Annotated in this window: 9 protein-coding genes and 1 pseudogene; 9 read left to right on the forward strand and 1 reads right to left on the reverse strand. The window is 38.9% G+C overall.

Features of this window, described 5'->3' with window-relative positions; all coding sequences use genetic code 11:
* Positions 1–3 precede the first annotated feature (3 nt).
* From nusG to GJ691_RS14035, 8 genes are all read left to right on the forward strand, one after another.
* Positions 4–555, forward strand: coding sequence for a transcription termination/antitermination protein NusG (gene nusG, locus GJ691_RS14000; protein ID WP_154367945.1), 552 nt, complete (start codon positions 4–6; stop codon positions 553–555).
* A gap of 68 nt (positions 556–623) precedes the next feature.
* Positions 624–1061 (forward strand): 50S ribosomal protein L11, encoded by a 438-nt coding sequence (gene rplK / locus GJ691_RS14005; protein ID WP_154367947.1) that lies wholly within the window; start codon positions 624–626, stop codon positions 1059–1061.
* Between the two features lie 19 nt (positions 1062–1080).
* A complete protein-coding gene (gene rplA / locus GJ691_RS14010) occupies positions 1081–1770 on the forward strand; it encodes a 50S ribosomal protein L1 (protein WP_154367949.1) in 690 nt (229 codons plus the stop codon).
* A 26-nt stretch (positions 1771–1796) separates the two neighbouring features.
* A complete protein-coding gene (gene rplJ / locus GJ691_RS14015; RefSeq protein ID WP_154367952.1) occupies positions 1797–2315 on the forward strand; it encodes a 50S ribosomal protein L10 in 519 nt (172 codons plus the stop codon).
* 50 nt (positions 2316–2365) lie between these two features.
* Positions 2366–2746, forward strand: a complete 381-nt coding sequence (rplL, locus tag GJ691_RS14020) for a 50S ribosomal protein L7/L12 (RefSeq protein ID WP_154367954.1) — start codon at positions 2366–2368, stop codon at positions 2744–2746.
* Positions 2747–2876: 130 nt separating this feature from the next.
* On the forward strand, positions 2877–6686 hold the full coding sequence (rpoB, locus tag GJ691_RS14025) for a DNA-directed RNA polymerase subunit beta (protein WP_154367956.1): 3810 nt from the start codon (positions 2877–2879) through the stop codon (positions 6684–6686).
* Positions 6687–6743: 57 nt separating this feature from the next.
* Positions 6744–11042, forward strand: a complete 4299-nt coding sequence (rpoC, locus tag GJ691_RS14030; protein WP_154367958.1) for a DNA-directed RNA polymerase subunit beta' — start codon at positions 6744–6746, stop codon at positions 11040–11042.
* A 9-nt stretch (positions 11043–11051) separates the two neighbouring features.
* Positions 11052–11363, forward strand: a complete 312-nt coding sequence (locus GJ691_RS14035) for a DUF3467 domain-containing protein (RefSeq protein WP_154367960.1) — start codon at positions 11052–11054, stop codon at positions 11361–11363.
* A 62-nt stretch (positions 11364–11425) separates the two neighbouring features.
* On the opposite strand, the gene GJ691_RS14040 is transcribed toward GJ691_RS14035, so the two are convergent.
* Positions 11426–13015 (reverse strand): peptide chain release factor 3, encoded by a 1590-nt coding sequence (locus tag GJ691_RS14040; protein WP_154367962.1) that lies wholly within the window; start codon positions 13013–13015, stop codon positions 11426–11428.
* 442 nt (positions 13016–13457) lie between these two features.
* Here GJ691_RS14040 and GJ691_RS19745 point away from each other — a divergent pair.
* Positions 13458–14476, forward strand: a pseudogene (locus GJ691_RS19745) (hypothetical protein); the annotation flags it as partial.

Genomic DNA, 14476 nt, shown 5'->3' on the forward strand with positions numbered 1-14476 from the left:
CTTATGTCAGAAGTATTGGAAAAGAAATGGTATGTGGTGAGGGCAGTCAGTGGTCAAGAGAATAAAATCAAAGGCTATATTGAGAGTGAAGTTGCCAGACTCGGTTTTTCCGATTACTTGGAAGAAGTTTTGGTGCCTACTGAAAAAGTGGTTCAAATTCGAAATGGTAAAAAAATAAATAAAGAGCGGGTTTATTTCCCTGGATATATCATGATCAAAGCCAATTTAGGTGGTGAAATGATACATATTATACGTTCAATAACCAATGTAATAGGGTTTTTGGGCGAAACAAAAGGAGGGGATCCTGTTCCTTTAAGGAAGTCAGAGGTAAACCGTATGCTTGGTAAGGTAGATGAATTGGCGGTTAACACCGATAGTGTGGCCATACCTTTTGTACATGGTGAAACCGTTAAGGTTATTGATGGGCCTTTCAATGGTTTTAACGGAACCGTTGAGAAAATCAATGAAGAGAAACGTAAACTTGAGGTAATGGTGAAGATTTTTGGAAGAAAAACACCATTGGAGTTGAGTTACATGCAAGTAGAGAAAATATAAAATTTTTGTTACATATTTACAAAGTTGTGTTGCTTCCTAAAAACACACTTTAAATTTAATTTAAAACAATGGCAAAAGAAGTAGGTAAAGTAGTTAAGCTACAAGTTAGGGGAGGTGCAGCGAATCCATCGCCACCGGTTGGACCCGCCTTAGGTGCTGCCGGTGTTAACATCATGGAGTTCTGTAAGCAGTTCAATGCTCGTACGCAGGATAAACCAGGTAAGGTTTTACCAGTTGTTATCACGGTATATAAAGATAAGTCATTTGACTTTATCGTAAAGACACCGCCAGCGGCAGTTCAACTTTTGGAAGCAGCTAAGATTAAAAAAGGATCTGGCGAACCTAACAGAGTCAAATCAGGGAGTATTACCTGGGACCAGGTTAAAACTATAGCAGAAGACAAAATGGTAGATTTAAATGCATTTACTATCGAGTCCGCTATGAGCATGGTTGCTGGTACGGCTAGATCAATGGGTCTTAAAGTAGCAGGTAAAAGACCTTTTTAAAATCTTAAAAAGCAATTAAATGGCAAAGTTAACAAAGAAGCAAAAAGAGGCCCACGCTAAAATTGAGAAGGATAAACTTTATTCTTTGGAAGAGGCTTCAGCTTTAGTAAAAGAGATAACCAACACAAAATTTGACGCATCTATAGATTTGGCCGTACGTTTGGGAGTTGATCCTAGGAAAGCGAACCAAATGGTACGTGGGGTAGTTAGTCTACCACATGGTACAGGTAAAGATGTAAAGGTTTTGGCTTTGGTAACCCCGGATAAAGAAGCGGAGGCTCAGGAAGCCGGAGCTGATTATGTTGGGTTAGACGAATATTTGGATAAAATCAAAGGCGGTTGGACCGATGTTGATGTAATCATCACCATGCCAAGCGTAATGGGTAAATTAGGACCTTTAGGACGTGTTTTAGGACCAAGAGGTTTAATGCCCAATCCAAAAACAGGTACAGTAACTATGGATGTGGCCAAGGCCGTAACTGAAGTAAAGGCTGGTAAAATCGATTTCAAAGTTGATAAAACAGGGATTGTCCATGCTGCGATAGGAAAAGCTTCCTTCCCAGCGGATAAAATTGCTGGCAACGCTAAGGAGTTGTTAGATACTTTGAACAAAATGAAACCTTCTGCGGCTAAGGGTGTTTACATGAAAAGTATTTTCATGTCAAGTACAATGAGCCCAAGTGTTCAATTAGATCCAAAAACAGTTTAACTAACTGGTAGTTCAAAATTTTAATTATGACAAGAGAAGAGAAATTAAACGTTATAGAAGATTTAACTGCTCAGTTGGCTGAAAATTCAACTATTTATTTAGCTGATATTTCAGGATTGGATGCAACAACCACTTCAAACTTGAGAAGGGCTTGTTTTAAATCCAATATTAAACTTGCAGTAGTTAAGAATACACTTCTTGCCAAAGCGATGGAGGCTTCCGATAAAGATTTCGGGGAACTTCCTGAGGTCCTAAAAGGAAACACTTCATTGATGTTCTCCGAAGTAGGGAATGGTCCGGCAAGAGTTATAAAGACTTTTAGGAAAAAGTCTGAAAAACCTTTGTTAAAAGGTGCTTTCATTGAGGAAGCCATATTTGTTGGTGATGACAAATTGGATGCATTGGTAAGTTTAAAATCCAAAGAGGAGATGATCGGGGAAATTATTGGCTTGTTGCAATCACCAGCCAAGAATGTTATTTCTGGTCTTAAGTCCGGTGGTGGTAAACTTGCAGGTATCTTAAAGACATTATCAGAAAGGGAATAGTACGCACTTAAACAATTATATTTTTAAAAATTTTATTAAACGATAGAAAAATGGCAGATTTAAAAGATTTCGCAGAACAATTGGTTAACTTGACCGTAAAAGAGGTTAATGAGTTGGCTGATATATTAAAAGAAGAATACGGTATTGAGCCAGCAGCTGCTGCAGTAGCTGTTGCCGCAGGAGGTGGAGCCGCTGAAGGTGGTGAAGCTGCTGAGGAAAAATCAGAATTCGATGTTATCTTGAAAGCAGCAGGTGCTTCTAAATTAGCAGTTGTTAAATTGGTTAAGGAATTAACTGGTTTAGGTTTGAAAGATGCTAAGGATATTGTTGATAGCGCGCCAAAAGCCGTTAAGGAAGGTGTTGCTAAAGACGAAGCTGAAGGTATTAAAAAGTCATTGGAAGAAGCAGGAGCAGAAGTTGAGCTTAAATAGTCGCTACTACCATAACAGTTTGGGTTTAGGTCTTACCGCATTTTGTGGTTAGACCTAACCCTTTTTATGCATTAAGTATATGAAGTCATATACGACCCGTTAGTATTCACGATCAAAATTTTGTCCATAGATGTTCACAAATCAGACTGAGAGAATAAATTTTGCATCCGCTAAGAACACACCGGAATATCCGGATTTCTTGGACATTCAGATTAAATCATTTCAAGATTTCTTTCAACTTGAAACTAAATCTGATCAAAGGGGCAATGAAGGATTATACAATACCTTCATGGAAAACTTTCCAATTACAGACACAAGAAATCAGTTTGTGTTGGAATTTCTCGATTATTTCATAGATCCACCAAGATATTCAATCCAAGAATGTATAGAGCGTGGGCTAACTTATAGCGTACCATTAAAGGCTAGGTTAAAATTATATTGTACCGATCCCGAACATGAGGATTTTGAAACTATCGTACAGGATGTTTATCTAGGTACTATTCCTTATATGACACCTAGTGGTACTTTCGTTATCAATGGGGCGGAACGTGTGGTTGTTTCTCAGTTACACCGTTCTCCTGGTGTATTCTTTGGGCAATCGTTCCATGCTAATGGAACAAAATTATACTCTGCAAGGGTTATTCCTTTTAAAGGATCTTGGATAGAGTTTGCTACCGATATCAATGGTGTTATGTATGCCTATATCGATAGAAAGAAAAAATTACCTGTAACAACATTGTTCAGGGCCATCGGATTCGAAAGTGATAAGGATATTCTTGAAATATTCGATCTTTCCGAAGAGGTGAAAGTATCAAAAGCCGGACTTAAAAAGGTCTTGGGTCGTAAGTTGGCCGCAAGGGTCTTGAATACTTGGCATGAAGATTTCGTGGATGAAGATACCGGTGAAGTTGTATCTATTGAAAGAAATGAGATTATCCTAGATCGTGATACGGTTTTAGAAAAAGACCATATAGAAGAGATTTTGGAAACAGATGTTAAGACCATTCTTTTGCATAAAGAGAATAATGCACAATCTGATTATGCCATAATCCATAATACCTTACAAAAAGATCCTACAAACTCTGAAAAAGAAGCTGTAGAACATATATACCGTCAATTGCGTAATGCCGAACCGCCCGATGAGGAAACGGCACGTGGTATAATTGACAAATTGTTCTTCTCTGATCAACGTTACAACTTAGGTGAAGTTGGGCGTTACAGAATGAATAAAAAATTACAGTTGGATATTGGAATGGACAAGCAGGTCTTGACCAAGGAAGATATCATAACGATTATCAAATATTTGATAGAGTTGATCAATTCTAAAGCAGAGATCGATGATATTGACCACCTTTCCAATCGTCGTGTACGTACCGTAGGTGAGCAATTGTCCTCTCAATTCGGTGTTGGTTTGGCTCGTATGGCCAGGACCATTCGTGAGCGAATGAATGTTCGTGACAATGAGGTGTTCACGCCTATCGATTTGATCAACGCCAAGACATTGTCTTCCGTTATCAACTCATTCTTTGGAACGAACCAGTTGTCTCAGTTCATGGATCAAACAAATCCATTGGCCGAAATAACGCACAAGCGAAGATTGTCCGCATTAGGTCCAGGTGGTCTTTCTAGGGAAAGGGCAGGTTTCGAGGTACGTGATGTTCACTATACGCACTACGGAAGATTATGTCCTATAGAAACTCCAGAAGGTCCGAATATTGGACTAATATCTTCTTTGGCGGTTTTTGCCAAGGTTAATCCAATGGGCTTTTTAGAAACACCGTATCGAAAAGTAACCGATGCTACTGTTGATATTAATGAATATAGATATCTAAGTGCCGAGGAAGAAGAAGGGATGAAAATCGCTCAAGCGAACATTCCGTTAAAAGAAGACGGTGCTATAGATGCTGAAAAGGTTATTGCAAGGGAAGAAGGTGATTTCCCTGTTGTAGATCCCAAAGAGATAAATTATACAGATGTTGCGCCAAACCAGATTGCCTCTATTTCCGCATCTTTGATTCCTTTCTTGGAGCATGATGATGCGAACAGGGCTTTGATGGGGTCGAACATGATGCGTCAGGCAGTTCCGTTATTGAAACCACAATCACCGATTGTAGGTACAGGTTTGGAAAGACAGGTTGCTTCCGATTCAAGGGTATTGATAAATGCAGAAGGTGACGGTACTATCGTATATGTAGATTCTCAGAAGATCACTATAAAATACGAAAGAACAGATACAGAGAGGTTGATTAGTTTCGATGAAGATGAAAAAACCTATAACTTGGTAAAGTTCAGAAAAACAAACCAAGGTACCAGTATTAACCTAAAACCTATTGTTCAAAGAGGTGATAAGGTTAAAAAGGGACAGGTTCTTTGTGAAGGGTATGCAACTGAAAAAGGTGAATTGGCATTAGGTAGAAACCTTACCGTAGCCTTTATGCCTTGGAAAGGATATAACTTTGAGGATGCGATCGTAATTTCTGAAAAAGTTGTTCGTGAAGATATCTTTACATCCATTCATGTTGATGAATATTCATTGGAAGTTAGGGATACCAAGTTAGGGGCTGAGGAATTGACCCACGATATTCCTAATGTTTCTGAAGAGGCTACTAAAGACCTTGATGAAAACGGTATGATCCGTATCGGTGCTGAAGTGAAACCAGGTGATATCCTAATAGGTAAGATTACTCCGAAAGGGGAATCGGATCCAACTCCGGAAGAAAAATTACTTCGTGCCATTTTCGGTGACAAAGCAGGTGATGTAAAAGATGCTTCTTTGAAAGCGTCCCCATCATTAAGAGGGGTTGTAATCGACAAGAAATTATTCTCTAGATCTATTAAGGACAAGCGCAAGCGCTCTGAGGATAAAGAAGCGATTTCAAACTTGGAATTGGAATATGAAGTAAAATTCCAACAACTGAAGGATGTTCTTGTAGAGAAATTATTCACTTTGATCAACGGGAAAACATCGCAAGGTGTATTGAATGATCTTGGGGAGGAGGTTCTTCCGAAAGGCAAGAAATACACCATGAAAATGTTGAACTCCGTAGATGATTTTGCGCATTTAGTTGCAGGTACATGGACTACGGATGCAGATACGAATGTTTTGGTGGCCGATTTATTACATAATTACAAGATCAAGCTTAATGACCTTCAAGGTAACTTGAGAAGGGACAAGTTCACAATCTCTGTTGGTGATGAATTACCAGCGGGTATCATGAAATTGGCCAAGGTCTATATAGCTAAAAAGCGTAAGCTTAAAGTTGGTGATAAAATGGCAGGTCGTCACGGTAACAAGGGTATCGTTTCGAGAATCGTTCGTCAGGAAGATATGCCTTTCTTGGAAGACGGTACACCGGTTGATATAGTTTTGAACCCATTAGGGGTGCCATCGCGTATGAATATTGGTCAGATCTATGAAACCGTTCTTGGTTGGGCAGGTCTTAAATTAGGCAGAAAATATGCAACACCGATTTTTGATGGTGCTACTTTAGATGAAATCAATGCATATACAGATGAAGCCGGTATACCTAGATTCGGACATACTTACCTTCACGATGGTGGTACTGGTCAACGTTTTGACCAACCTGCTACTGTAGGGGTAATCTATATGTTGAAATTAGGTCATATGGTAGATGATAAAATGCACGCTCGTTCAATAGGGCCATACTCTTTGATCACACAACAGCCATTAGGTGGTAAAGCACAATTTGGAGGTCAGCGTTTTGGAGAAATGGAAGTTTGGGCACTAGAAGCATATGGCGCATCGGCAACGTTGCGTGAAATACTTACGGTTAAATCCGATGATGTAATTGGTAGGGCCAAAACCTATGAATCAATTGTCAAAGGAGAAACTATGCCAGAGCCTGGTTTACCAGAATCTTTCAATGTATTGATGCACGAACTTAAGGGATTAGGTTTGGACATTAGATTGGAGGAATAGATAAATCTATTTTAGAAAGGATTTTAGAACACATTTAATTTAGTATCACCATTAATTATGGCTAGAATAAAAGATAATAACCCAGTTAAAAGGTTTAATAAGATTTCAATCGGATTGGCCTCTCCAGAAGCTATTTTGGCAGAGTCAAGGGGTGAAGTTTTAAAACCTGAGACCATAAACTACAGAACACATAAACCGGAACGTGATGGTCTTTTCTGTGAGCGTATTTTCGGTCCTGTTAAGGATTATGAATGTGCTTGCGGGAAATATAAGAGAATCCGTTACCGCGGTATTGTTTGTGACCGTTGTGGGGTCGAGGTTACCGAGAAAAAAGTACGAAGAGATAGGGTAGGACATATTAATTTAGTTGTTCCCGTCGCCCATATTTGGTACTTCCGTTCTTTGCCGAACAAGATTGGTTACCTTTTGGGGTTACCTTCCAAGAAATTGGATATGATCATTTACTACGAACGTTATGTAGTAATACAACCGGGTATCGCAAAAGGACCTGAAGGGGAAGAGGTTAATAAAATGGACTTCTTGACCGAAGAGGAATATTTGAACATCCTTGAATCCATTCCACAAGAAAACCAATATTTAGAAGATACTGACCCCAATAAGTTTATAGCTAAAATGGGAGCTGAGTGTCTTATAGATCTTTTGGCTCGAATAGATCTTAAGGAATTATCATACGAATTAAGGCATAAGGCCAATACAGAAACTTCTAAACAACGTAAAACTGAGGCCTTAAAAAGACTTCAGGTTGTTGAAGCATTAAGGGAATCTCAAGAGAATAGGGAAAATAGACCGGAATGGATGATCATGAAGGTCATTCCGGTAATTCCACCTGAATTACGTCCTTTGGTACCATTGGATGGTGGTCGTTTTGCTACTTCCGATTTAAATGACCTTTATAGAAGGGTGATTATAAGGAACAATCGTCTAAAACGATTGGTAGAGATTAAAGCCCCAGAGGTGATTCTAAGAAATGAGAAACGTATGCTTCAAGAGGCTGTCGATTCTTTATTCGATAACACAAGAAAAGCATCTGCGGTTAAAACGGAGTCTAACAGACCTTTGAAATCCCTATCGGATTCATTAAAAGGTAAGCAAGGACGTTTCCGTCAAAACCTTTTGGGTAAACGTGTTGATTATTCAGCTCGTTCCGTGATTGTTGTAGGACCTGAATTACATTTATATGAATGTGGTCTTCCAAAAGATATGGCAGCCGAACTTTACAAACCTTTTGTAATCCGTAAATTGATTGAAAGGGGAATAGTTAAGACGGTTAAATCTGCCAAGAAGATAATAGATAAGAAAGAACCTGTTGTTTGGGATATTTTGGAGAATGTATTGAAAGGTCACCCAGTTTTATTGAACAGGGCTCCTACATTACACCGTTTAGGTATTCAAGCATTCCAACCAAAACTAATAGAAGGTAAGGCTATTCGTTTACACCCATTGGCATGTACTGCATTTAATGCGGATTTTGATGGGGATCAAATGGCGGTTCACTTACCATTAGGGCCAGAGGCTATTTTGGAAGCTCAACTATTGATGTTGGCATCTCAGAATATCCTGAACCCGGCTAATGGTTCACCTATAACAGTACCTTCCCAGGATATGGTTTTGGGTCTGTATTATATGACCAAAGAACGTAAGTCTACTCCCGAAGTGCCAATTAAAGGTGAAGGTTTGACTTTCTATTCTTCGGAAGAGGTTGAGATTGCCTTTAATGAAGGAATGGTTAACCTTAATGCTGGTATTAAAGTTCGCGCTAAGGATTTCAATGAAGAAGGAGAGTTGGTTTACCAAATCATCCCGACAACCGTAGGTAGGGTGTTGTTCAACATGAACGTGCCTCAACAAGCAGGTTATATCAATGAGGTATTGAACAAAAAATCATTGAGGGATATTATCGGTGGAATCCTTGCTGTAACGGATGTTCCTACTACAGCTGATTTCTTGGATAAGATTAAAACAATGGGGTACGAGTTCGCCTTTAAAGGAGGATTGTCCTTCAGTTTGGGTGATATTATTATACCACCCGAAAAACATACGATGATCGCGGAGGCCAATGTTCAGGTAGATGGTATTATGGCCAACTATAATATGGGTCTTATTACCAATAACGAACGTTATAATCAGGTTATTGATGTTTGGACTTCTACCAATGCAATGTTGACCGAATTGGCCATGAAACGTATCCGTGAGGATCAGCAAGGTTTCAACTCGGTGTATATGATGTTGGATTCTGGTGCAAGGGGTTCTAAAGAGCAGATACGTCAGTTGACCGGTATGCGTGGTCTTATGGCCAAGCCTAAAAAATCGACTGCTGGTGGCGGTGAAATTATCGAAAACCCGATTCTTTCCAACTTTAAGGAAGGTTTATCGATTTTGGAATACTTTATATCTACGCACGGTGCACGTAAAGGACTTGCGGATACAGCTTTGAAAACTGCGGATGCTGGTTACTTGACTCGTCGTTTGGTAGATGTTTCACAAGACGTTATTATCAATACCGAAGATTGTGGAACACTACGAGGTATTGAAGTAGAGCCATTGAAGAAAAATGAGGAAATAGTAGAAACATTAGGTGAAAGAATCCTAGGTAGGGTTTCCCTTCATGATGTGTATAATCCATTGAATGATGAACTTCTTTTAGAAGCGGGACAACAAATCATGGAAGAAGATGTCAAAAAGGTAGAAGCATCCCCAATCGAAAAGATCGAAGTGCGTTCTGCATTGACTTGCGAAGCCGAAAAAGGTATTTGTGCCAAATGTTATGGTAGAAACCTTTCAACGAATAAAATGGTCCAAAAAGGAGAAGCTGTAGGTGTTGTTGCTGCACAATCCATTGGGGAGCCAGGAACTCAGTTGACATTACGTACCTTCCACGTTGGGGGTATTGCAGGTAACATTTCGGAGGACAATAAGTTAACAGCTAAGTTCGAAGGTGTTGCTGAAATTGAGGATTTAAGAATCGTAAAAGGTGAAGATGGAGAAGGTAATATTGCAGATATTGTAATATCAAGGACTTCTGAAATCAAGATTGTTGATGCTAAGACAGGCATTACTTTAAGTACCAATAACATTCCTTATGGTTCTCAATTGTTCATTAAGAACGGTGCAAAGATAAAGAGTGGTGATGTTATTTGTCAATGGGATCCGTACAACGGTGTTATCGTTTCGGAATTCCCTGGAAAAATTGCTTACGAGAACATTGAGCAAGGTGTTACTTATCAAGTAGAAATTGATGAGCAGACCGGTTTCCAAGAGAAAGTAATTTCTGAATCAAGGAACAAAAAACTCATCCCTACTTTGTTGATCATGAACAACAAGGACGAGGTATTACGTTCTTACAACTTACCGGTCGGTTCTCACCTTATGGTAGATGATGGAGATAAGATCAAGGAAGGTAAGATTTTGGTGAAAATACCGCGTAAATCTGCTAAAGCAGGTGATATTACAGGTGGTCTTCCTAGGGTTACGGAACTTTTTGAAGCTAGAAATCCATCAAATCCGGCAGTAGTGTCAGAGATAGACGGTGTAGTTTCTTTCGGTAAGATAAAGCGAGGTAATAGGGAGATTATTATTGAATCCAAATTGGGTGAAGTAAAGAAATATTTGGTGAAATTATCCAATCAGATTTTGGTTCAGGAAAACGATTATGTACGTGCCGGTATGCCACTTTCAGATGGTTCCATTACGCCAGAAGATATTCTTGCAATAAAAGGCCCTTCAGCTGTGCAGCAGTATTTGGTAAATGAAGTACAAGAGGTATATCGATTACAAGGTGTGAAGATCAATGACAAACATTTTGAAGTCGTCGTTCGTCAAATGATGAGAAAAGTGCGTATTCAAGATCCAGGAGATACCATTTTCTTGGAAAACCAATTGGTGCATAAGTCTGACTTTATTACTGAAAATGATGAAATATTCGGTAAAAAAGTAGTTGCTGAAGCCGGAGATTCTGAAAACTTAAGAGCGGGTCAAATCATTACGGCACGTGAATTAAGGGATGAAAATTCAATCCTGAAAAGAGCAGATAAAGCGTTGGTTGAAGCAAGGGATGCCGTAGCGGCTACCGCGACACCTATTTTACAGGGTATCACAAGAGCTTCATTACAGACGAAATCATTCATCTCTGCAGCATCATTCCAGGAAACTACTAAAGTGTTGAATGAAGCTGCTGTTAGCGGTAAAGTGGATACACTTGAAGGTTTGAAGGAAAATGTTATTGTAGGACATAAAATTCCTGCAGGTACCGGTATGCGTGACTATGAAAATATCATTGTTGGTTCCAAAGAAGAGTATGATGAGATCATGGCTCGTAAGGAAGCGTTGAAATTTTAATCTTGACCTATGAGTGATAAAGAACAAAAACAAAAGCAGATCAATATTGAGTTGGATGAGAAGATGGCTGATGGAACGTATTCCAATTTAGCGATTATCAATCATTCGGTTTCTGAATTTGTAGTAGACTTTATCAGTATGATGCCTGGGGCTCCTAAGGCCAAGGTTAAAAGCAGGATCGTATTGACACCACAACATGCCAAAAAGTTTTTGAAGGCTTTAGGAGAGAATGTGAGTCGGTTCGAAAAAGCACACGGCACCATCAAGGATTATGAACAGCCTCCCATTCCGATTAATTTCGGTCCATCGGGAGAAGCTTGATCAAATAAAAAAACCCATGAATTTTTTCATGGGTTTTTTCTTTTAATAACAATTTTGGTTTTTTACTTGAACTCAGAGGTGAAATGTAATTTTACCGAAGGGTACTTTTGTTGGGTCATTTGTAGCGAGAACTGTGAATCGGCAAGGAATACCAATTGGCCTTGCTTGTCTTTTGCCAAGAATTTTTGTTTAACCCTTTTGAATTCCTTGAATTCATTGTTTTTTGGGTCTTGTGGGTCAACCCAACAGGCCTTGTGTACTGGGAAGTTTTCATAGCTACATTTAGCGCCATACTCATGTTCCAGGCGATATTGGATTACTTCGAATTGAAGTGCCCCAACAGTGCCGATAACTTTTCTTCCGTTCATTTCCAGGGTAAATAATTGAGCAACACCCTCATCCATTAGTTGATCGATCCCCTTTCCTAATTGTTTGGATTTCATAGGATCTGCATTGTTGATGTAACGAAAATGTTCAGGAGAAAAACTGGGGATACCTTTGTAATGTAGTTCTTCACCTTCTGTTAAGGTGTCACCGATCTTAAAATTACCCGTGTCATGCAGACCTACAATATCACCAGGATATGAAATGTCTACAATTTCTTTTTTTTCTGCAAAAAATGCGTTAGGGCTTGAAAATTTAAGCTTTTTTCCTTGACGTACGTGTAGATAAGGTTTGTTCCGCTCAAAAGTTCCCGAAACGATTTTTATGAATGCTAGTCGGTCACGATGCTTAGGGTCCATATTGGCATGTATTTTAAATACAAAGCCTGTTAGTTCCTTTTCCTTTGGTTCTACAATTCGTTCTTCCGCTTTTTTCGGACGTGGGGAGGGTGCAATTTCTATGAAGCAATCAAGTAGTTCGCGAACCCCGAAATTATTTAGGGCTGAGCCGAAAAAAACGGGTTGTTGTTCCCCATTTAGGTAGCTATCTTTATTGAATGGGGCGTATACACCGTGTACCAGTTCCAGATTATCCCTTAAATTTTGAGCAGCGTTCTCACCGATGATCGTTTCTAATTCCGGATTGTTTATATCGTCGAAAGCTATCGTATCCTCTATATTCTTCTTGCTGTCGCCACTAAAGAGATTGATGTTCTTTTCATATATATTGTAGATGCCTTTGAAATCATAACCCATTCCAATAGGAAAGCTTAATGGCGTTACCGATAGTCCTAGTTTTTGTTCCAAATCATCCAATAGATCAAATGCATCTTTACCTTCCCGGTCTAATTTGTTAATGAAAACGATCATAGGTATGTTTCGCATTCTACATACTTCTACGAGTTTAACTGTTTGTTCTTCAACACCTTTGGCTACATCGACCACTACAATTACGCTATCTACTGCAGTCAGTGTCCTAAAGGTATCTTCAGCGAAGTCTTTGTGGCCAGGGGTGTCAAGAATATTTATTTTTTTATCACGATAAATAAAAGCCAAAACAGATGTGGCAACAGATATACCTCTTTGTCGCTCAATTTCCATGAAGTCGCTGGTAGCTGTTTTTTTGATCTTGTTGTTCTTGACAGCTCCGGCTTCTTGTATGGCTCCACCGAATAAAAGCAATTTTTCGGTTAAAGTTGTCTTGCCCGCATCTGGATGCGAAATAATACCGAAGGTGCGTCGTCGCTCAATTTGATTTGTAAACCCCATGTTCTTATTTTCGGCAAAAATAAAGGAAAATTAAGGAATAAGACTCTTTTGAATGCCTCTTTTCAGTTAGATGTTTGGCCTCATTCGGTTCTTCTTTTTAGCTTGATGAAATAGTATTGAATTATTGTAACTCCGTTATTTAATTATTTAAATGTTCAAAACGTTTTATTGTGGCAATAAATCATAAAATGTTGGTAATCATCGATAAACAGGCAATTGAATATATCCCAATTTGCACTTGGTCGATAATATTAGTTGTTGACAGAATTTTGATATTAATGTGTTATAATCTATTTGTCCATCAAAATTTTAAATATATCTTGCAGAGCTTATAATAGAATCCCATCTCTTATACACTTAACAGCTTTTTGCCATGGTGATTAGTAATCAATTACTGACGCTTATGGAAATTTTTACTTTTTTATATTTTAAAAATCAGGTATTGAATGGTATTAAGCTGGTTTTAATACTCTTCCTATTAGTTGGGCTATCGTCTTTTGATGTTATGTCATCTAACACAAAAAAGGATAATTTAGATTCCGATATAGTCGGTACTTTGGATATCAGGGGTGATGAGTATGAAAATACAATAGACAATGGATGTACTCTTATGTCTTCCAGTATTCTTAAAGCAACTGATTTTGGTTTTCAAAAAAACGTTAGTGATGGTAGTTTATGTGCTGTTGATGTTGACTTAAGTAGTAAATGGGGATTGCCATTAGGTAGTGTTTTAATTAGTGTGGAGGGAGCCAGTTCCGATTCTAATGGTTTTTTTAGAACGATATTGGATTCTCCGATTGTTTTTAAAATAAAAGGGTCTGTTCCGGTAATGGTAAAGGCACATCATTCTTCTGGGATACTTGCTGGTGCTAGAGATGGTATTATAGCATTGGATAATGTGAAATATAATTTCGTTGGAACTTTAAGTTCTGGTATTTTACCTTTTAATGATGGAAACGATTATTATGTGCAGAATACGACTGTTTATGACAATCATCCTGAAATTAATGTTGAATGGGAGTCTGAGTCTCCTATTTCTGAAATAGAGTTTTACACTACTTCAACGGCTTCTAGTTTAATTACTATGTATGTTATGCCATACATATGCACTGACACCGATGGTGACGGGGTACCTGATGTTACGGACCTAGATGACGATAACGACGGAATTTTGGATACAACGGAAGATCCAAACCTGGATAACGACAATGATCCATTGACGAATCCATTGGACAGTGACGGTGACGGTTACCCGAACCATTTGGACATCGATTCCGACAATGACGGGATCCCTGACAATGTAGAGGCCCAGACCACTGATGGTTATGTAGCTCCCAACGATGACGATGCGGCGACCTATGCGGAGAACGACGGATTGAACTCTGCCTATCCCGATGGCCTTGACCCAGTGAACACGGACGGTGAGGACGAGCAGGATTATTTGGATGAAGACAGTGACAA

This window comes from Maribacter luteus (assembly GCF_009674825.1).
GTDB lineage: Bacteria > Bacteroidota > Bacteroidia > Flavobacteriales > Flavobacteriaceae > Maribacter_A > Maribacter_A luteus.

Excerpts from the sequence above, each read along its gene's own strand:
- nusG (WP_154367945.1), top strand. The coding sequence starts at position 4 with ATGTCAGAAGTATTGGAAAAGAAATGGTATGTGGTGAGGGCAGTCAGT.
- rplK (WP_154367947.1), top strand. The coding sequence starts at position 624 with ATGGCAAAAGAAGTAGGTAAAGTAGTTAAGCTACAAGTTAGGGGAGGT.
- rplA (WP_154367949.1), top strand. The coding sequence starts at position 1,081 with ATGGCAAAGTTAACAAAGAAGCAAAAAGAGGCCCACGCTAAAATTGAG.
- rplJ (WP_154367952.1), top strand. The coding sequence starts at position 1,797 with ATGACAAGAGAAGAGAAATTAAACGTTATAGAAGATTTAACTGCTCAG.
- rplL (WP_154367954.1), top strand. The coding sequence starts at position 2,366 with ATGGCAGATTTAAAAGATTTCGCAGAACAATTGGTTAACTTGACCGTA.
- rpoB (WP_154367956.1), top strand. The coding sequence starts at position 2,877 with ATGTTCACAAATCAGACTGAGAGAATAAATTTTGCATCCGCTAAGAAC.
- rpoC (WP_154367958.1), top strand. The coding sequence starts at position 6,744 with ATGGCTAGAATAAAAGATAATAACCCAGTTAAAAGGTTTAATAAGATT.
- GJ691_RS14035 (WP_154367960.1), top strand. The coding sequence starts at position 11,052 with ATGAGTGATAAAGAACAAAAACAAAAGCAGATCAATATTGAGTTGGAT.
- GJ691_RS14040 (WP_154367962.1), bottom strand. The coding sequence starts at position 13,015 with ATGGGGTTTACAAATCAAATTGAGCGACGACGCACCTTCGGTATTATT.